The organism is Streptomyces sp. A1277, assembly GCF_004795015.1.
In the GTDB taxonomy this organism is placed as follows: domain Bacteria; phylum Actinomycetota; class Actinomycetes; order Streptomycetales; family Streptomycetaceae; genus Streptomyces.
Window position 1 is genome coordinate 1 of the sequence record NZ_SSBI01000081.1, and the last position, 16481, is coordinate 16481.

A 16481-nucleotide genomic window follows, 5' to 3' on the forward strand; every position below is an offset into this window, starting at 1 on the left:
CGTGCTGACCCGCATGCGCTTCGACGAACGCACCCGCGCCTACGTTGAACGCCGCACGAAGGAAGGGCTCTCGAAGAAGGACATCATGCGCTGTCTCAAGCGATTCGTCGCCCGCGAGGTCTACCGCGCGCTGACCACCAAGCCCACGGAACGAATCACTCAAACCGCCCTCGCTGCTGCGGCTTGACAACCATAGGAGCATCCTGGGAACGGGAGCGGGACGCAGTGCTTGATCGTTACCGTGACCCCGTTTCACCGTGAAGCCGGCTTTGAGATCGCCAGGCTGGTCTGCACGTCCGGCGTGCAGGCCAGCCACCGCCGTGGACGGCTTCTGCTTGGCACCTGGCAGCTGCGCGCATGTCCTTTGCAGCTCGGTAGAGCGGAGGTACTTGATGGCCGCCTTCACGCGGTCAAGGTCCGCTTCTTCTCCTCACGCATGAGAGCTTGACCAGGCTCCACAGATCGACGAGGAAGCCGCTGGTCTTCGGGTGCAGCAGCGGATCTGCACGGGGTGGGGGCAGCAAACGCCGCCCCCACCCCGCTGACACTAGTTGCTGCGGCTGAGGTACTCGATGACCTTCATACCGATGCCGAATGCGGCGCTGAAGGTCACGCCTCCGGCGCCCACGACGGCCAACGCCTGAGCGTGGCAGAGTGCAACGACAATGCCCGCAGCGAGAGCGGCGGTCGTGGCCGCGAAGAACACAGCGGTGACCTCCAGGCCCTTACGTGCAGCGGGCTGGGGTGAGGTGGTCGTCACGGGTGGAGCCTCCAGTGTGTCGTTCCGTCAAGGGCTTGGAAGCGGGCACGCCTCACCGAGGTGAGCGCTTCCAAGTTGACGGCGGGGCTGCTGCCCTACCGTTGCCGACGACGCGACACAGTGGCTTCTCTCAGACGAAATAATGGCACAGGATACGGCGTGCTCAACTAGGCGTCAACGGCTGCCTGTTCAGTGGATATGGCGCAGCTTGGTCAGCGCATCCGCGTTGGGAGCGGAGGCCCGCAGGTTCGAAGCCTGCTGTACCGACAGACGCCGCCCGTGTCCGGGGAGGCCGGCCGGAATGGCATCGACGCTGGAGCCGCCGCTGCTGGCAGCCCGCTCCGCACGCCACCCCTGGGCCGGCTCCGGCGCCACAATGCGCGGCAGTCCGTTCACGACGGGACGAGGAGCCGCCGCATCTGGCGCATCACGACGGGACGGGGAGGCGCTGCCTCCGGCGCAGCCACCGCCTGGCGAGCAGATGAACAGGGGGGCCGACCGATTGAGAACCTTCCGCACGCCCCTCTGCGCCACGATCCCCCACGCGGACGCGGGTTGCGACAGCCCCGGTCAGGGCTGTTGGGGGGCGTGTGGGGTCGGTGAGCCCGTAAGACTCTCGGGCCCCGCTGTGTGAGAGGCCGGGGCGTAATGCGAGCGTGGTGATTATGGCCCCCGACACACCAACAGATGCACGCGTCACCCAGGCATGGAACCGGATCGCGGAATGGCTGGCCGAGTACGCCCCGCCGTCGTACGCGGCCCTCAAGCCCGGCGCCTCCGACAACGAGATCGCGGCTCTGGAAGAAACCCTCGGCGTGAGCGTTCCGGAGGAGTTGAAAGCGCTGTGGCGGCTGTCCGCGGGTGAGAACGGCGTGAACGGTTCGGGACTCATGATGGGCGGCTGGGCCCTGATGCCGCTCAGCGCCGTGGTCGATGTCCACCAGAGGCAGATGCGGTTCCAAGAGGTGGACTGCGAGGACAACACCGAGGACGAGGACGCCTTGGTGCTGTGGAAGCCGTCTTGGATACCGTTCTGCTCCTCCAGCCCCGACGAAACCGTCCACGGCCTCTACCTGAACGGCCGGACCGGGGAAGTGTGCCGGTGGACCAGGTTCAGGGAGCGCGAGAGAGAGTACGAGTCGCTGCCCGCCTACCTCGAACTCATGGCGGTCAGCCTGGAAGCGCCCTTGGCGGCGGCCGGCCCGGAGAAACCCGGCATGATGGGCGGCGCCCTGGTGTGGGGACCCCTTGACGAGGAGCGCGGGGATCACTGGGTGCGCTACCTCGGCCAGGCCCCGCTGCGCCACCCCGCGAAGACTCTCGGCGCGATCCGGGAAGCTCTGCCCGGCGATGAATGTGAGGAGTTCGACGAACAGCGCGACGCCGTCGACCTGGCCGACCCCGAGGCCGTCGCCGCTTTCCGGGACCACTGGTGGCAGCGTGCCGTGCAGGCCCAGGAGGAACTGGAGCACGACGTTGCCGCCGCGCTGGGCGGGAACATCATGGTTCGGCCCGGCCGCAAGCTGGCGCCGAAGTACACGGCCACGTTGCCGCCCGGCATCCGCCACCTCCCGCCGTCCATGGACGACATCCGCATCGCCCTGCGCCACGAGAGCGTCCGTACCCGGTTCGACCGGGACTTCATGGACGCGGTCCCGCCGCACTATCCGGCGCTGCTGCTGCGGTGGTGGGACATCGCCCGCCTGATGGCCGACCCTCGCGGCGACCGGGCCGTACGCGCCGTCGTCAACGGCCGCCACGCATCGGACTAGGGCATGTCGTCACATTCCCGTCGTTCGCCCGGAGGGCGGGCCGCGCGGCGTCAGGTGCTTCCCCGAGTTCTCGGCTGCGCTCGAACAGGGGAGACCCCACTCCTCGGCGTGCCGGCCGGAAGCCCTCGTACTGGATGTACTCGGGCTTTCGGCCGGTGCGGCGAGAGTGCGTGCATGGCGTCGCACAGCAGACGGGAATGTGACGACAGGGCCTGGGGTCTGTCCGGCGGGATCTTCGCGGGACAGATCCCAGGCGTGCCCAGGTCACCTCGGGTGGGTGCGGATGAGGTCGACCGCCTCGGGGATTCCCATGTAGGGCAGGCGGGCCTCGGCCATGTCGTCGGTCCAGCGTTCGGCGAGGTCGTAGCGCTGCTTGGGGGTGGTCTCCAGCAGTTTGCAGCCGGGGAAGACTTCGTAGCCGTCGAGGAGTTCGGTGTGCTGGAACATGCCTTCCTGGAAGAGTTCCTCGCGTTCGAGGACGAATTCCTCCGAGGGGAGTTCGTCCCACAGGGCGCGGCCGCGGCGGATCAGTTCGATCAGGCGGGGGCGGTAGGCGGGGTTGCGCTTGAGGTGGTCGCGGACGATGGAGCTGCCGACGGTCAGGTGGCGGATCTCGTCGATGGAGGCGCCGCGGGCGATCGCGGAGGCGGCGGGGTCGAGGAGGGTCCACTTGCGTTCGCTGAGTTCGGCGGCGGGTGCGAGGACGCCTTCGATGACGATGGTGAAGACGGCGACCGCGCCGATGAAGTCACCTTCGTCGCGGACGACGGTGGTGGCGAATTCCGCGATCGGGTTGAGGACGCGGCGGGTGTAGTCCTCGCCCTGGCGGGCGATGAAGCCGAGGAGGTCCTGCTCGGGGATGCCGAGGTCGACCAGGTGCTTGCGGAAGATCATCGCGTGGCGGGCCTCGTCGACGACCTGGGTGACGAAGAATTCCTGTTCGGTGACGCCGGGGGCGCCGATGACGTAGTTCGACAGGACGCTGACCGCGCGGGATTCGGCGAGGGAGCGGTTGCCGAGTTCCAGGACCAGGGCCTCGCGCAGGGGGCCGTCGGCGCGCATGTGGTCGGGGGTGGCCGCGGTGTGGCCGCGTTCGGCGCGGCCACCGCGCAGGGTGCCCTGGGCGACCGCGGAGAGCCAGTAGCCGAGGTCGCACTGTTCGGCGGTGAGGGTGAGTTCCTTCGCCCCGTCCAGGAGGTTGGGGGCCAGGTCCCAGTCGGCTTCGGTGGGGACCGGGCCGGAAGCGGGCTGTGTGTGGGTGGTCATGACACCTCGCTGTGGGAAGGGGCGGGCATGGTGGCCTGCGGGACGGGTGCGGGAGTCAGGGCGGCGGTGTGCACGCGGCCGGCGAAGCTGAGCAGGGGGATGTCCGGGCGGTGGGCGCCGCCGGTGACTTCCGCGAGGAGCAGGTCGTGGTCACCGACCTGGTGCCACCCCAGTACCCGGCAGGACATGTGGGAAAGGCAGCCCTCCAGCAAGGGCGCACCGCTCAGAGGGTCGGTGATCCACTCGTAGGAGGCGAACTGGGCATCGCCCAACGGGCGATGAGGGTCCGCGAAGCTATGGGCGGTGTCGCTCTGAGCAGCGGACAGAACGTTGACGGAGAAGGAGCCGGCCCGGCGGACCAGGGTGGCGAACGTCGAGGTGGGGCTCAGCCCTACACCGAGGACGAGGGGGTCGCGGGAGAGGGCGACCACGGCGCTGGCGGTGGTGCCGTGCCGGAGGCCGTCGCGGTTGACGGTCAGGACGGTGACGCCGGAGGCAAGGCGGCGCAGGGCCTGGCGGGCCTGGTCGGGGTGGGTGAAGTCCGCGGTGCCGGCCGGGCCGGGACCGGCGGCTGCCGCTGCCGGGGGGCGGGGCGGGGTGCGGTCGGTCAGTCCGGTGGAGTGGCGGGTCATCCGTGAGCTCCGACAACGGTGCTGTCGTGGTCCTCCGGCAGAGGCAGCGGGACGGGGCCGTCGGTAGCGGCGCGGCGCTTCAGGAAGGCGGTGACCTCATCGACCTGAGGGGTCGCGACAGGTTCGAAGGGCAGCCCGAAAGGCTTGTAGAAGTTACCGAAGACCCCGCGGTCGCCGAATACATGGAACGCGAGCGCCAACAGCGCCCACTCGGAACCGACCAGCCACATCCACAAAGCCGCCACGGCGCCGACGGTGATCAGGCTGTGCATCGTGTTGTACAGGATGTAGTACGCCTTGGGGATGCGGCCGGTCTTGCTGCGGCGGAAGGCAATGGCGCCGGGGATGTAGCCGATGAGGTCGATGTAGAGGAACAGGGCGATGGCGTAGCCCCAGCGGATCTCGGTGAAGTGCAGGAGGATCAGGGCGATCGTCACGGCGAAGGCGACCAGATACTCGGCGCGGTGGAGGGTGAAGGTGACGCGGGACTCGACCGGGTTCTTGATGTCCATGGGTGGCCTTCCGTCGGGCGGGTCGGGTCAGGACAGTCGCAGAGGGCTGCCGGCGAAGTAGTCGGCCATCTCGGCCGCCACGCTGGCGCGGGAGGGCGGGTGGAAGGCCAGTGCGCGTACGGCGGAGGCCAGGTAGGAGACCTCGGCCGAGCCGATGTAGGACATCCCGCCGAGTATTTCCACGGCCTGGTCGACGGTGGCGGCCAGTAGGTCCTGGGAGGCGTAACGGGCGGTGAGGACGGTGGCGACGGCTTCGTCTCCGTCCACGCCGTCCTGCAGGGCGCGGGCGGCGCCTTCGACGAGGCCGACGGCGGCGTCGAGGCGGGTGCCGAGGGCGGCGCGGTCGGCGGGGGTGCCGCGGCCGGCGGTGATGACCCGGTCCACGAGGGCGGACGCGGCGCCGGTGTACGCGGCGGTGGTGAGCAGTTCGAACCAGGTGAACCCGCCGGTCTGCAGGTCGTCGAGGCGGCCGTGGTCCTCGGGGGTGCTGACGATGACGAGGTCTTCGGGTATCTCGACGTCGGTCAGGCGGACTTCGTCGCTCTGGGTGGCGGCGAGCACGGGGGTGGACCAGAAGGGGGTGGTGCTGATGCCGGGTGAGGTGGCGGGGATCAGCATGAGTGACAGGCGGGAGGTGCCGTCCGGCTGGGTGAGCATGACGCTGGCGGTGAGCACGTCCATGGAGTGCGAGAGGCTGCAGGGCTTCTTCGAGCCGTTGACTCGGTAGCCGGTGGGCGTGCGTTCGGCGGTGACGGAGGGGGCCAGGATGTTCTGCTCGGTGCGCCCCTCGGCCCATCCGGAGGCGAGCAGGAGGCTCTTGGGGGCGATCGCGGAGAGCAGTTCCAGCTGGGCCGGGGTGAGGCGGGCGGTGATGCCGGCGAGGCGGAAGAGCATCGCGGTGGTGAAGTGGTGCATCACGGTGGCCACGCCGAGGGACGGGGAGGCGGCGGCGATCGCGCGCTGTACGCGTACGGCTTCCAGGGGGCCGGCCGCCTGGCCTCCGTATGGGGTGGGGACGAGCAGGGAGGGGCCGTTGTGGGTGCGGTAGAGCTCCAGCACCGGACTGTCGGCGCCCTCCCGTTCCATCAGGGGAATTTCCTCGATCGCTTCGAGAAGTCCGTTGTGGAATTTTTCGCAGACATCCCGCGCCGTCGCCAGGGAGCGCATGCCGTGTTCTCCTCGAACAAACTGGGAGTTCTCCTCGAAAGGCGAGGAATGACGTGTGGAATATTCGTCCAAAAGTGTGGCATCCGATGTCTGACCCTGTCCTGACATGACTCTGACCATGGGTTTTTTCGAGTCGCGGGGGCCGCTTGCGGTGCTGTCCCTGACCGGTGCCTGACCGGTGACTGACGGGGCGGGGCGGGCTCTTGCGGGCTGCTTCGGGCGCGTGGGATAAGTGGTGGAACTGTCGGCTGGAGAATGGATCTCACATGACCGGGGCAATCCTGGAGACGGATATGGCACTGGATGCCGTCCGCCGGTATGCAGAGGCCGACAATCCGAGCGCCTATTTCGCTTTCAATGACGGAAACAGTTATTTCCGGCTGCCGGATGTGCCGGGGCTGATCGTGTACCGGCCGGTGGGCGGTTATCTGGTGCAGTTCGGCGGTCCGTTCGCGCCGTTCGCGCCTTCGGGGCCGGCCGGGGCGCGGGAGCGGCTGCTGCGCGGATTCGTGGCGTACGCCGAGAGCCAGGGCCGGCGGATCGTCTCCGTCCAGGTGCAGTCCGGCGACGCTCAGCTGTTCGTGGACCACGGGTTCACGGTGAACCAGATGGGTGCCTCGTACGCGGTGGACCTGGCGGATTTCACCTTGGCCGGGACCCGGTTCATGCAGCTGCGCAACAAGATCAAGCGGGCGTTGCGCGCCGGCCTGGTGGTCGAGGAAGTGCCGTACGCCGAGTGGGCGGAGCGGGTCGAGAAGCTGGACACCGCGTGGCTGACCACCAAGGGCGAGGGTGTGAAGCCGCTGGAGTTCCTGGTCGGCCAGACCGGCGGGCGGCATCAGGCGCTGCGCCGGCTGTTCGTGGCGCGGCGGGACGAGGAACTGGTCGGGTACGTGTCGTATGCGCCGGTGTACGGGTCGCGGGCCGGGTGGATGCACGACCTGAGCCGGCGGGTGCCGGACGCTCCGCCCGGGGTGATGGAGGCGGTGAACAAGGCGGCGATCGATGTGTTCCGGGAGGAGAAGGAGCGCTGGCTGCACTTCGGGTTCACGCCGTTCACGTCGCTGACGGCGCCGCAGTTCCCCGGACACAGCAGGGCGTTCCACTGGTTCATGGAGTACCTGTGGGAGCACGGGGCGCACATCTACCCGGCGCGCACGCAGTTGGACTACAAGCTGAAGTGGGCGCCGCAGGTGGTGCTGCCGGAGTACGTCGCGTTCCAGGGCCCGGCGAGTCTCCCGGCGCTGGTGCACGTCTTCAGGGCGTGCAACGCGGTGTGAGCCGGCCGCGGGGCGGGTGCGGGTGACGAGGGTGGGAGGGAGGTGAGCGCGATGGTGGAGTCTGCGGAGATCGAGGCGCAGGGGCAGCGGGTCGTGGAACTGTTCCAGGCGTGTGCGGCCGCTCCGGACGACCAGGCGGCCGCGGAGCGGGCGGACGCGGGTCTGGCCGTGCTGGACGCGCTGCTGGCCGAGGTGTCGTAGGGGGCCCGGCCGGCGAATGCCTTCCTCGGGGGAGGGTGTCTCAGGGCTCGGTGTGGCAGGACGGGGCCGCGGCCCTCACCCGAATCGGGGCGGGGGCCGCGGCTGTTGTGCGTGCATCTGCGCCGGCGGGCCGGTCAGCCGGCCGCCGCCACCGGGTCCGGAGTGCGGGCCCAGGGGAAGACCGACGCGGTGATCAGGTCCTGTACGGCCGGGCCGGTCGCGTCGGCGGTCAGCTCGTGGGCGTCCAGGGTGACGGCGTGGCGGTCCATCAGCAGGCCCTGGCCGGGCCCGAGCCGCACCTCGGCCAGCGGGGCGGTGCGCCCGGGTCCGTAGAGCTGGGTGCGGCCGGTGCCGCTGCCGCCGACGACCGCGACGAGCTTGTACGGGCAGGAGTCCGGGCGGGGTCCGGGCAGGTGCACCCGGAGCGTGCGGCCTGCCGGGACCACCGTTCGGACGTGGTGCAGGCTGATCAGCCAGTCCTCGTGGATGCCCAGCCACGGGTCGGACAGGGCCTGGCGCAGCAGCCCGGACAGGGCGGTGGTAAGCCGTCGCCCCGCGTTGTCCGCGGGCTGCGGCAGCGGGCGGAAGAGCCAGTCGTCGTCGGCGGTCCAGGACATGCGCAGGCGCAGGCCGGGCGAGTGGCGGGTGCCGGTGGGCTGCTGCGGGGGAAGGGCCGGTGGCCTCTCCCCCGCCGGTGGCCTCTCCCCCGCCGGTGGCCTCTCCCCCGCCGGTGGCCTCTCCCCCGCCGGCGGCCTCGGGGCGGGCGCGGTGGTGTGCGGCAGCGCGCCGAAGCCTGCTGTGACCGCCTCGGGCACCGGCGGCAGGGTGAGGAGTGTGAAGCCGCGCTGCCGCCGGGTCACGGCTCAGCCCGCGGCGACGGGCGTACGGCGCTCGGTGGTCAGCGCCAGTTCCAGCCGCTCGTCGAGGTGGCGGGCGGAGGAGTTGACGCGCCACAGGGCGCCGCGGGCGATGCCGCGCCGCATGTAGTCCGAGTCGGCGCTGGGGATGACCACGTTGTGGAACCAGCCCGCGGCGTGCTGGGAGTCGATGGTGATGTGCAGCCGGTGGTAGGTGATGCCGACCTCGGGCAGGCCGAGGCGCTCCCAGGCGCTCACGACGTTGTGGAAGCGGTCCGGGGCGAGCCATTCGGTCATGCCGAGGAAGCCGACCGCCTCGGGGTAGAGGTGGCGGTAGCGGCACAGCAGCACCGCGAGGTTGCCGGAGTGGAGGTCGGTGGTGGTCATCGCGGCCTCGAGCTCCTCGGGCCGGACGTCGAAGACCTCGTAGATCTTGTTGAAGAGGTGGGTGTGGACGGCCTCGGGGTCGCCGTTGCCCATCTCGTCCCAGTAGTTGTTGGCGATCTCCATCTTGCTGGCGCCGGCGGTGCCGACCTGCATCATCGCCAGGAAGTCGTCGAACCGGCCGTCGATCAGCGATTCCTGGATGACGTAGGTGCGCAGGTCCTCGCGCTGGGCGTCCTGGTTGATGAACTCGGTGTAGTACGGGTGCTTGTACGCGCGGTGGCCGCGGACGATGCCCTTGAGCCAGGACAGGAATTCCTTGGGCTCCGTCGGGGCCTGGTCGAGGATGCCGGATTCCAGGTGGTCGTCCTCGGCCGCGATCGTGGCGTGTTCCAGCAGGCGGGTGACCTCGTGGAGCAGGGCGGAGCCCTCGGCGGTGGGGTGGTCGGGTATCCGCATCACCGTCTGGTAGATGCGGGAGAGCAGCAGTTGCTGCGCGTAGCGGGCCCGGTCGGCTTCGGGGCCGGGGGTGTCCGCGGCGGCGGCGTTGACGGCTGAGACTTCGGCGATGATGCGTTCGCGGTCGCCCCCCAGAGTGCGGTCGAAGTCGTCTGCGGGTGCCGTCAGCCAGGACGTGATCTCGTCGACGATCGCCATGGGGTCGGTCGGAGCGGCTGTGGCTGTGGCCGTGGCGGCACTGTCATTGCTGAGCACTGCTTCTCCAATGTCTGTCGGGAATCGGCGTCGATGCTCGTCGTGTGCGGTTGGTGGGTGGGGGCGGCTCGTGTGGCGGGAGTCCGCGCGCGAGGGCCGGGCTGCGGTCGTGTCCGCGTGGGCCGCCGCTCTGGGGCGTGCGGAGGGGTGGGTCCCCTTTTACGGATCGGCCGTCATGCCAAAGACACGCGCATCCGGGTCGGGCGATTCGGATGCGCGTGCCTTGGGACGAGCGTCGGCGGAGAGGGCAGGATTCGAACCTGCGTGGGCGTTAACCCGTCCGGCAGCAAGTGTGCCGGACCCCATTCGGCCGCTTTGGGAACCTCTCCCGGCCTTTCGGTGACTTCAGCTTGGCACAGGCGTGCTGACACGGTCCTGATCGGTGTCTGAGCACGGGCAGCGTCAGGAGCGTGTCAGAAGGCGGCGGGGATAGTGGCGTACGCGGCCGGCGTGCTCGGGAATGTGAGGCGCGGCCGGTTTCCCAGTGTCCTGAGCAAGGAGAATTCCGGTGACCGCCGAGTCCGTGAAAATTCCCGTTTCGAGGCTCTACAACGACGAGAACGGGGAATCGCACTTCGTCGACGAGATGCTGGAGGTGACGGCGATGAACTTCGCGCCGCCGGCTCCGTCGCTGTACGTCTCCGAGGGGGTGCCGGCCAAGCAGGCCGTCTACCTGTTCATACCGAAGGGGTGGGTGGGCGACTTCCACCCGGCGCCGCGCCGTCAGATCATGACGCTGCTCAGCGGCTCGCTGGAGTGCGGGGTGAGCGACGGCAGCTGGCGCACCTTCTCGCCGGGCAACTCCCAGCTGGTGGAGGACACCGTGGGCAAGGGCCACGCCACGAAGGCCCTGGCGGACTGCGTCATGCTCGTCTCCCAGCTGGAGTAGCGGGCTTCGGGGCGGCGGGCCGCGGCGGCCTTTCCCCGACGCGGCGGTACGCACGCGAAGGGGCGCGGGCCCGTCGGCCCGCGCCCCTTCGGCACGCCGTGTCTCAGCCCTTGACGTATCCGAAGCTCTCGACGATCCGGCTGTTGGAGAGCCGGTGCACGTTGACGCCGCGGATGAAGTCGTCCGGTCCGGAGCCCCAGCGCAGGGTCCAGCGCACGACGGAACGCTCGCCGGCCACCCACGCCTCCTCAACGGTGAAGTCGGCGCCCTCGTTGGAGGCGATCGAGGACCAGAAGGCCAGACACTCGTCGTAACCGTTGTGCTTGGAGCCGTCGGGGGCCGGGCCGGAGTTCTCCAGTCGGCAGTCCGGTGCGATCAGGTCCTTCAGAAGGGCGGGGTCGTGCTTCTGGAATGCCTCGTTGAACTGTTCGACAACTTTGCGGGTCTGCTCGTCAGACGTCATTTTTCCTCTTCTCTTCGCATCTGGTACGGCGTGAACGAATCGCTGGGGAAAGTCATATCGGTAGGACGGTGTGCGCGTCCAAGCGAACACGGCGGCACGTCAGTAGTGAGTCAGCGGCGGCTCCCTACCGTTGGACCATGACCGATGCGGACAAGGCACCTCTCGACCTGGCCTACCGACAGGCCATCGAATATCTGACGGGCCTCGCAGAACGTCCGGTGGGAGCCACGGCCGGCACCGAACACCTGCTGAAGACTTTCGGCGGGCCGCTGCCCCCGGGACCCGTTTCCGCGACCGAGACCGTCGAACTCCTGGGGCGGGCCGCGACCGAGGGCGGAATCCCCACGGCCTCGGGCCCCCGCTACTTCGGGTACGTCACCGGCGGCACCCTGCCGGTGGCCATCGCCGCCGACTGGCTGGTCTCGGCCTGGGACCAGACGGCCAGCCTCTACAACCTCTCCCCCGCCGTCATGGTGGCCGAGCACGTGGCGGCGACCTGGGTGCTGGACCTGCTGGGCCTGCCACAGGGCGCCTCGGTCGGTTTCCCCACGGGTTGCACGATGGCCCACCTGACCTCGCTGGCCGCCGCCCGTCACAAGCTGCTGGCGGACGTCGGCTGGGACGTGGAGCGCGACGGCCTGCCCGGGGCACCGCAGGTGCACATCGTCGCCGGCGCGCAGCACCACATGACGATCGACCTGGCCGCCCGCTACCTCGGGTTCGGCTCCGGGCGGATCCGCAACGTGCCGGTGGACGACAAGGGCCGGATGATGCCGGACGAACTGGAGCGCGTCCTCGCGCCGCTGGAGGGGCCGGTCATCGTCTGCGCGCAGATCGGTGACGTCAACTCCGGTGCGATCGACCCGGTCGGCGATATCTGCGACATCGCGCACCGCCACGGCGCGTGGGTGCACGTGGACGGCGCCTTCGGGCTGTGGGCGGCGGCCAGCCCTGCGCTGCGGCCCCTGGTGACGGGCGTGGAGCGGGCCGATTCGTGGGCGCTGGACGCCCACAAGTGGCTCAACGTGCCGTACGACTGCGGCATCGTCGTGATCGCCCACCCCGAGGCGCACCGCGCCGCCATGCTCAACGAGCGGGCGGGCTACCTGCCGGCGGGCACCGAGGGCGAGCGGGACGCGATCGAGTGGGTGCCGGACTTCTCCCGGCGCGCCCGCAGCCTGCCGGTCTGGGCTGCGCTGCGGACGCTCGGGCGCTCGGGCGTCGCCGAGATGGTGGAACGCTGCTGCGCACTGACCCGCCGCTTCGCCGGGCAACTGGCCGGCCTCGGCGGGGTCGAGCTGCTCAACGAGGTGGTCCTCAATCAGCTGCTGGTGCGCTTCGGTGACGACGACGAGGTGACGCGCGCGGTGATCGCCCGGATCCAGGCGAGCGGGGTCTGCTGGTTCGGCGGGACGCTGTGGCAGGGCCGTGCCGCGATGCGGGTGTCGGTGGTCAACTGGCGTACCGGCGAGGAGGACGTGGACCGCAGCGTGGCGGTGATCCGCGCGGCGCTGTCCGAGGTGGCCGCCGAGCGCGCGGCCGCGTCCGCCGCCTGACGCCCGCTCCGGTCCGGCCCGGGCCGTGGTGACGCGGCGCCAGGGGGCGGGCCGGGCCGCCGCCACCCGTACCCCGGGCGCCTTTGCGAGTGGTCTCCCGTCCCGGCGTGCCGGGGCGGGAGGCTTGTGCGTGCGCGGGGATCGAAGTCCGCCGGCTTGCGGGCGGGTGCGCCACGGACGACGAGGACCACCGCGGCGTCGCGGTGGTCCTCGTCGTGCGTGGCCTCTTGCGGGGCTTGTGCGGTGAAAGGGGTCAGCGGGGGGAGCCGAGGGGGCCGGTCGCGGGGACGATCATTCCGCTGGGCAGCCAGTCGGGACCGGTGGCTCCGTGGTGGGCTCCTGTGGCGCCGCCGGTGCCGGGGACGTACACGGTGGCGGCCGCGTACAGGCGGAGGGGAGCGGCGGCGGTGCCGCGGGCCGTGCGCCAGGCCGTGTAGCTCGCGCCGGTGGGGGTTTCGCCGGGCAGCCAGGCGCCGAGGCGGGAGAGGTAGTCCTCGGCCTCGGGGGCGCGGGGGGCGTAGCGCAGCGGGATGATCTGGCCGGCGCTGGGTTGGAGCAGTGGGGCGGTGAGCAGCCAGGGGGCGAGGTACGTGCCTTCGGCGTGGGTGCGGCCGGAGGCGACGGCGCGTATCGCTGAGTCGGCTTCTTTCCAGCCGGCGACGACGATGAGCGGCAGGTTCCTGGTGTTCGGTGTGGTCACGGTCAGTCCGGCGCGGGCGGCGGTGGCGCGGACCTCCGCGGCGGCGGCCCGGCCGCGTGGGGAGGAGTCGGCGGTCAGGGCCAGGGTGTGGTGGCCGCGGCCGGCGAGGTAGTCGACGGTGGCGCGCAGGGCGGCCGCGTCGGCGGGGGTGAGGGTGTCGGAGGGGCAGCTGGTGAGGGGTTCAGTGGGCAGGGCCGCAAAAGTGCTGGTGGCGGGGGCGGGGTGTTCGCCGGAGTGGCCGGTGCCGCTTTCCGTACCGGTCCGGGTGTCGGTGGCCAGGGCGCGGCCGAGTGCGTAGTGGGCGCATTCGGGGCCGTCGGGGCCGCTCACGGCGGCCGGCGGGCCTGCTTCGGCGCCTCCGGCTGTCGCCTTGCCGGTGTCGACCGGCAGGCCGGCGGTGGCTCCGCCGGCAGAGACCCACAGGGTGCTGCGGCCGGCCGGCAGGTCGACCAGGGCCCAGGTCAGGGTGGATCCGGGGCGTTGGCGACCGGGGGTGAGCCGGTCGGCGGCCGGACCGGCGGCGCCGTCCTCGGCGCTCATCGCGACGAGGTTGGTGCCGGGGCGGCCCGGGACCACGAGGACGGGCACCTGCTTCTGTCCGACGCTCAGCGAGGTCAGCACCGGTGTGCCGGGCGGGAGGTCCGGGCCGGCCTGTTGCGGCGGGGTGGCCGCGGCGGTCGCGGCCAGGACGGTGCCGGCCACCGTCGCGGCGAAGTACGCCGCCATGGCGGTCCGGCCGCGCAGCAGGCGGCGCCACAGCAGGAGGGTGCCGAGCGCGAGGGCGGCGGCCAGGACGGCCGCCGCCGGGAGGATCGCGTGCATCACCGTAGGACGTCGTCACTGACGACGAACAGCACGCCGTGCGGCTGGCTGTCGCCGTAGTCGCCGTGCGGCCAGGAGGTGCGGTTGAAGCTGACGCACGGCTTGTGGGTGCGCTCGTCGCGGAAGGCGCGGTCCAGGGTCACGCGGCCGCGGGGGTCCAGCGCGAACATGCACACCCGGTGGTCGCCGCCGCCGCCGAAGGAGCCGGCGACGAAGTAGTTGGCGACGGCGATGCGGCGGACGCTGCGGGTCTCGCGGTAGGTGCCGTCCGCGGCGCGCTTGAAGTTGTCCATGGCACCCCAGTGCGGGCCGCCGTCGGTGGTGTCCCGGATCGGTACGGTGTCCACCAGGCTCGGGCAGTCGCGCTCGAACGCGCCCTGGTATGCCTCGGCGAGCCGGTCGACGGAGCACTTCGTGCCCGGTCCGGCGGCCAGCAGCTTCTGGATGTCGAGGACGTACATCATGCCCGTGGTGGCCTTGTCGAGCGGCTGGCCGTAGGGCGTGGACTGGCCCATGACGGTGTGGAACAGGAACCGGTCGTCGGGGCTGACGGCCAGCCAGCTGGAGTTGTCGCCGCCGCCGTCGACCCGGGAGGCGGGGTTCAGTGCCCGGTAGGCGGCGGTGTCGTCGAAGACCTCCCGCCACCGGGGGGCGCGGGCGGTGATGTCGGGCGTGTAGAAGACCGCGCCGCCGGCCATGGAGGAGACGAAGGCGCCCTTGTGGCCGGGCAGGTTCGTCAGGGCGGTCTCCATCACCACGCGGGACTCGCGGAAGAAGGGGCGCGTTTCCAGTGCTCCGCGCGGGCCGTCGGCGACTTTGCTGACCGAGGTCAGGTGCGGCTTGTTGCGGTCGGAGATGTCGAAGACGCGGACGGTCTGGCGGGCCAGGTCCTCCTGCAGCGGGGAGTCGGGGGTCATGAAGTTGCGGGCCTCGGCGAAGTCGCTGGCCACCATGACGTTCAGGTCCTCGCGTATGGCGATGCCGTGCGGGTTGGCGCAGCTGGCGGCCGGGAGCGCGGGAACGTTGCCGCACTGCTGGGGGTTCTCGCCGTTCTCGGTGGCGGCCGGGATCTCGGCGAGGGTCCGGCCGTCCTTGCCGATGTGGACGATCTCGCCCGGCGAGCCACCGGCGCCGTTGCCGACGCGTACCTCGCCGTTCGTGTAGGTGCAGGGCCCGGTGACGTCCGGGCCGCCCATGTAGGTGGCGTACGCGGTGCCGTCGCTGAGCACCTGGTAGGCGTCGGGCAGGGTGCCGCAGGGAGTGTCGGTGGCCGTGTTGACGCCGACGATCTTCAGCGCGGGCAGGGCGGTGGCGTCGAAGACGAAGGTGGTGTCGGCCATGATGCCGCCGACGTAGATGCGGTCGCCCTTGTGCCAGGCGTACTGCACGTGGTGCGGTTCGTTGCCCTTGTTCGGGCCGACGGTGACGGTGTTGGCGACCTTCCCGTACGTCGCCGAGCCGGGGGTGGCGTCGATGACGGTCAGGAAGTCGGGGGCGGGCTGCTGGGCCGGGCCGGCCCAGGCGATCAGCCATTCGCGGCCCTTGCCCTTTGCCGCCTTCGCCAGGTGGTTGGTGGCCGTGTAGGTGACGCCGTCGCTGCCCCGGATCGCCGATGTGGTCTTGACGGGGCTGTCCGCGGCGGCGCCGGTGCCGTTCAGCAGAGTGGTGGCCAGTCCCACCGTCAGCAGGAACGGCATCATGCGCCGGACCGGTCTGCTCCGCCAAATTCCTTGAAGGATCATCTCTGCTCAAGCCCCTCGAAAAGGAAGGAAAAGGGAAGGGAAGGGTAGGGAATTGACCGTCCTGGTGGTGGGTTAAATATCCCCGCCGCACTATCGCATCACGCCACTGACTCTCCGCTGACGTATCTCTTACCGAGTCCTGACGGCGATTGACGAGGTGACCGAAGAGCCGGAATGCGCAGCTCGGGGCCGGTAATCGCATCGTTTCGCCTGCTCATCAGCCACCCGTCAGCGCCGTATCGGCGCACCTTCCGTATTCTTTCGGACGGGCGCCGCAGCAATTCGCTTCCCCTGCTCCCGTTGTTTTCCGGCTGTTCGGCCATAGGTGGCGTGGGAGGCATCCATGGGGGCCGGATCCCTGGGGACGGGACTGCGCGTTCCTGTCGGCGGGCCCTTACTTCCCCCGCACCGGCCGGCACCCTCGCGTCCAGCGCATCGGCCTCCGCCGGCAGAGCCTGCCGGAATCCGTCGCGGCGCCGGACGCGCCGCTCACCGAAAAGGGTCTGGCATGACGGTCTTCGCCACGGTCCGGGACACCGCGGACCCGCGCGCGCTGTCCCATCTCGACCTGCTGGAGTCGGAAGCGGTGCACATCTTCCGTGAGGTGGCGGGCGAGTTCGAGCGGCCGGTGATCCTCTTCTCCGGCGGCAAGGACTCGATCCTGATGCTGCACCTGGCGCTCAAGGCGTTCGCGCCGGCGCCGGTGCCGTTCGCCCTGCTGCACGTGGACACCGGGCACAACTTCCCCGAGGTCCTGGAGTACC

Annotated in this window: 16 protein-coding genes, 2 tRNA genes and 1 pseudogene; 8 read left to right on the forward strand and 11 right to left on the reverse strand. The window is 70.4% G+C overall.

Annotated elements, in window-relative coordinates:
* Positions 1-187, forward strand: a pseudogene (locus E6R18_RS33145) (IS110 family transposase); the annotation flags it as partial.
* A gap of 360 nt (positions 188-547) precedes the next feature.
* On the opposite strand, the gene E6R18_RS33150 reads toward E6R18_RS33145, so the two are convergent.
* Positions 548-760: a hypothetical protein gene (locus E6R18_RS33150; protein WP_136320575.1), complete on the reverse strand. Its 213-nt coding sequence runs from the start codon at positions 758-760 to the stop codon at positions 548-550.
* A gap of 192 nt (positions 761-952) precedes the next feature.
* Here E6R18_RS33150 and E6R18_RS33155 point away from each other — a divergent pair.
* Positions 953-1029, forward strand: a tRNA-Pro gene (locus E6R18_RS33155).
* 396 nt (positions 1030-1425) lie between these two features.
* Entirely contained in the window at positions 1426-2532 is a 1107-nt protein-coding gene (locus E6R18_RS33160; RefSeq protein ID WP_136320576.1) for an SMI1/KNR4 family protein, read from the forward strand.
* A 264-nt stretch (positions 2533-2796) separates the two neighbouring features.
* On the opposite strand, the gene E6R18_RS33170 is transcribed toward E6R18_RS33160, so the two are convergent.
* From E6R18_RS33170 to E6R18_RS33185, 4 genes are read right to left on the reverse strand one after another with little or no spacing between them, the layout of a single operon-like run.
* A complete protein-coding gene (locus E6R18_RS33170) occupies positions 2797-3798 on the reverse strand; it encodes a VlmB-like protein (RefSeq protein WP_136320577.1) in 1002 nt (333 codons plus the stop codon).
* Positions 3795-4430 (reverse strand): flavin reductase family protein, encoded by a 636-nt coding sequence (locus E6R18_RS33175; RefSeq protein WP_136320578.1) that lies wholly within the window; start codon positions 4428-4430, stop codon positions 3795-3797. The genes E6R18_RS33170 and E6R18_RS33175 overlap by 4 nt, the downstream gene beginning before the upstream one ends.
* Positions 4427-4942 (reverse strand): hypothetical protein, encoded by a 516-nt coding sequence (locus E6R18_RS33180; RefSeq protein ID WP_136320579.1) that lies wholly within the window; start codon positions 4940-4942, stop codon positions 4427-4429. The genes E6R18_RS33175 and E6R18_RS33180 overlap by 4 nt, the downstream gene beginning before the upstream one ends.
* 27 nt (positions 4943-4969) lie before the next feature.
* Complete coding sequence (locus E6R18_RS33185; RefSeq protein ID WP_136320580.1) at positions 4970-6109, reverse strand: acyl-CoA dehydrogenase family protein; 1140 nt, start codon at positions 6107-6109, stop codon at positions 4970-4972.
* A 266-nt stretch (positions 6110-6375) separates the two neighbouring features.
* On the opposite strand from E6R18_RS33185, the gene E6R18_RS33190 reads away from it, so the two are divergent.
* Together E6R18_RS33190 and E6R18_RS34330 are read left to right on the forward strand one after the other, a co-directional pair.
* Complete coding sequence (locus E6R18_RS33190) at positions 6376-7389, forward strand: DUF2156 domain-containing protein (protein WP_136320581.1); 1014 nt, start codon at positions 6376-6378, stop codon at positions 7387-7389.
* Positions 7390-7440: 51 nt separating this feature from the next.
* Positions 7441-7590, forward strand: a complete 150-nt coding sequence (locus tag E6R18_RS34330; protein ID WP_168712505.1) for a hypothetical protein — start codon at positions 7441-7443, stop codon at positions 7588-7590.
* A gap of 134 nt (positions 7591-7724) precedes the next feature.
* Here the strand turns inward: E6R18_RS34330 and E6R18_RS33195 are convergent, their stop codons facing one another.
* The 3 genes from E6R18_RS33195 to E6R18_RS34335 all read right to left on the reverse strand — a co-directional run bounded on the left by E6R18_RS33195 (position 7725) and on the right by E6R18_RS34335 (position 9874).
* On the reverse strand, positions 7725-8450 hold the full coding sequence (locus E6R18_RS33195; protein ID WP_168712506.1) for a hypothetical protein: 726 nt from the start codon (positions 8448-8450) through the stop codon (positions 7725-7727).
* Between the two features lie 3 nt (positions 8451-8453).
* The gene (locus tag E6R18_RS33200; RefSeq protein ID WP_136320583.1) at positions 8454-9488 is read right to left on the reverse strand and encodes an iron-containing redox enzyme family protein; all 1035 of its coding nucleotides are present in this window, start codon (positions 9486-9488) and stop codon (positions 8454-8456) included.
* A 296-nt stretch (positions 9489-9784) separates the two neighbouring features.
* A tRNA-Cys gene (locus tag E6R18_RS34335) sits at positions 9785-9874 on the reverse strand.
* A 179-nt stretch (positions 9875-10053) separates the two neighbouring features.
* On the opposite strand from E6R18_RS34335, the gene E6R18_RS33205 reads away from it, so the two are divergent.
* A complete protein-coding gene (locus tag E6R18_RS33205) occupies positions 10054-10434 on the forward strand; it encodes a hypothetical protein (protein ID WP_136320584.1) in 381 nt (126 codons plus the stop codon).
* Between the two features lie 103 nt (positions 10435-10537).
* On the opposite strand, the gene E6R18_RS33210 is transcribed toward E6R18_RS33205, so the two are convergent.
* Positions 10538-10897: a nuclear transport factor 2 family protein gene (locus E6R18_RS33210; protein ID WP_136320585.1), complete on the reverse strand. Its 360-nt coding sequence runs from the start codon at positions 10895-10897 to the stop codon at positions 10538-10540.
* Between the two features lie 137 nt (positions 10898-11034).
* On the opposite strand from E6R18_RS33210, the gene E6R18_RS33215 reads away from it, so the two are divergent.
* Positions 11035-12453, forward strand: coding sequence for an aminotransferase class V-fold PLP-dependent enzyme (locus tag E6R18_RS33215; protein ID WP_136320586.1), 1419 nt, complete (start codon positions 11035-11037; stop codon positions 12451-12453).
* A gap of 253 nt (positions 12454-12706) precedes the next feature.
* Here E6R18_RS33215 and E6R18_RS33220 read toward each other — a convergent pair whose 3' ends face one another.
* On the reverse strand, positions 12707-13975 hold the full coding sequence (locus E6R18_RS33220) for a hypothetical protein (protein WP_136320587.1): 1269 nt from the start codon (positions 13973-13975) through the stop codon (positions 12707-12709).
* Positions 13975-15675 (reverse strand): hypothetical protein, encoded by a 1701-nt coding sequence (locus E6R18_RS33225; protein WP_136320588.1) that lies wholly within the window; start codon positions 15673-15675, stop codon positions 13975-13977. Before E6R18_RS33225 ends, E6R18_RS33220 begins: the two co-directional genes overlap by 1 nt.
* A gap of 550 nt (positions 15676-16225) precedes the next feature.
* Between E6R18_RS33225 and E6R18_RS33230 the strand changes: the two genes are divergently transcribed.
* On the forward strand, positions 16226-16481 hold a 256-nt coding region (locus tag E6R18_RS33230), incomplete at its 3' end, for a phosphoadenosine phosphosulfate reductase family protein (protein ID WP_168712507.1).

Excerpts from the sequence above, each read along its gene's own strand:
- E6R18_RS33170 (WP_136320577.1), bottom strand. The coding sequence starts at position 3,798 with ATGACCACCCACACACAGCCCGCTTCCGGCCCGGTCCCCACCGAAGCC.
- E6R18_RS34330 (WP_168712505.1), top strand. The coding sequence starts at position 7,441 with ATGGTGGAGTCTGCGGAGATCGAGGCGCAGGGGCAGCGGGTCGTGGAA.
- E6R18_RS33185 (WP_136320580.1), bottom strand. The coding sequence starts at position 6,109 with ATGCGCTCCCTGGCGACGGCGCGGGATGTCTGCGAAAAATTCCACAAC.
- E6R18_RS33210 (WP_136320585.1), bottom strand. The coding sequence starts at position 10,897 with ATGACGTCTGACGAGCAGACCCGCAAAGTTGTCGAACAGTTCAACGAG.
- E6R18_RS33160 (WP_136320576.1), top strand. The coding sequence starts at position 1,426 with ATGGCCCCCGACACACCAACAGATGCACGCGTCACCCAGGCATGGAAC.
- E6R18_RS33215 (WP_136320586.1), top strand. The coding sequence starts at position 11,035 with ATGACCGATGCGGACAAGGCACCTCTCGACCTGGCCTACCGACAGGCC.
- E6R18_RS33175 (WP_136320578.1), bottom strand. The coding sequence starts at position 4,430 with ATGACCCGCCACTCCACCGGACTGACCGACCGCACCCCGCCCCGCCCC.
- E6R18_RS33190 (WP_136320581.1), top strand. The coding sequence starts at position 6,376 with ATGACCGGGGCAATCCTGGAGACGGATATGGCACTGGATGCCGTCCGC.
- E6R18_RS33200 (WP_136320583.1), bottom strand. The coding sequence starts at position 9,488 with ATGGCGATCGTCGACGAGATCACGTCCTGGCTGACGGCACCCGCAGAC.
- E6R18_RS33220 (WP_136320587.1), bottom strand. The coding sequence starts at position 13,975 with ATGCACGCGATCCTCCCGGCGGCGGCCGTCCTGGCCGCCGCCCTCGCG.
- E6R18_RS33180 (WP_136320579.1), bottom strand. The coding sequence starts at position 4,942 with ATGGACATCAAGAACCCGGTCGAGTCCCGCGTCACCTTCACCCTCCAC.
- E6R18_RS33225 (WP_136320588.1), bottom strand. The coding sequence starts at position 15,675 with ATGATGCCGTTCCTGCTGACGGTGGGACTGGCCACCACTCTGCTGAAC.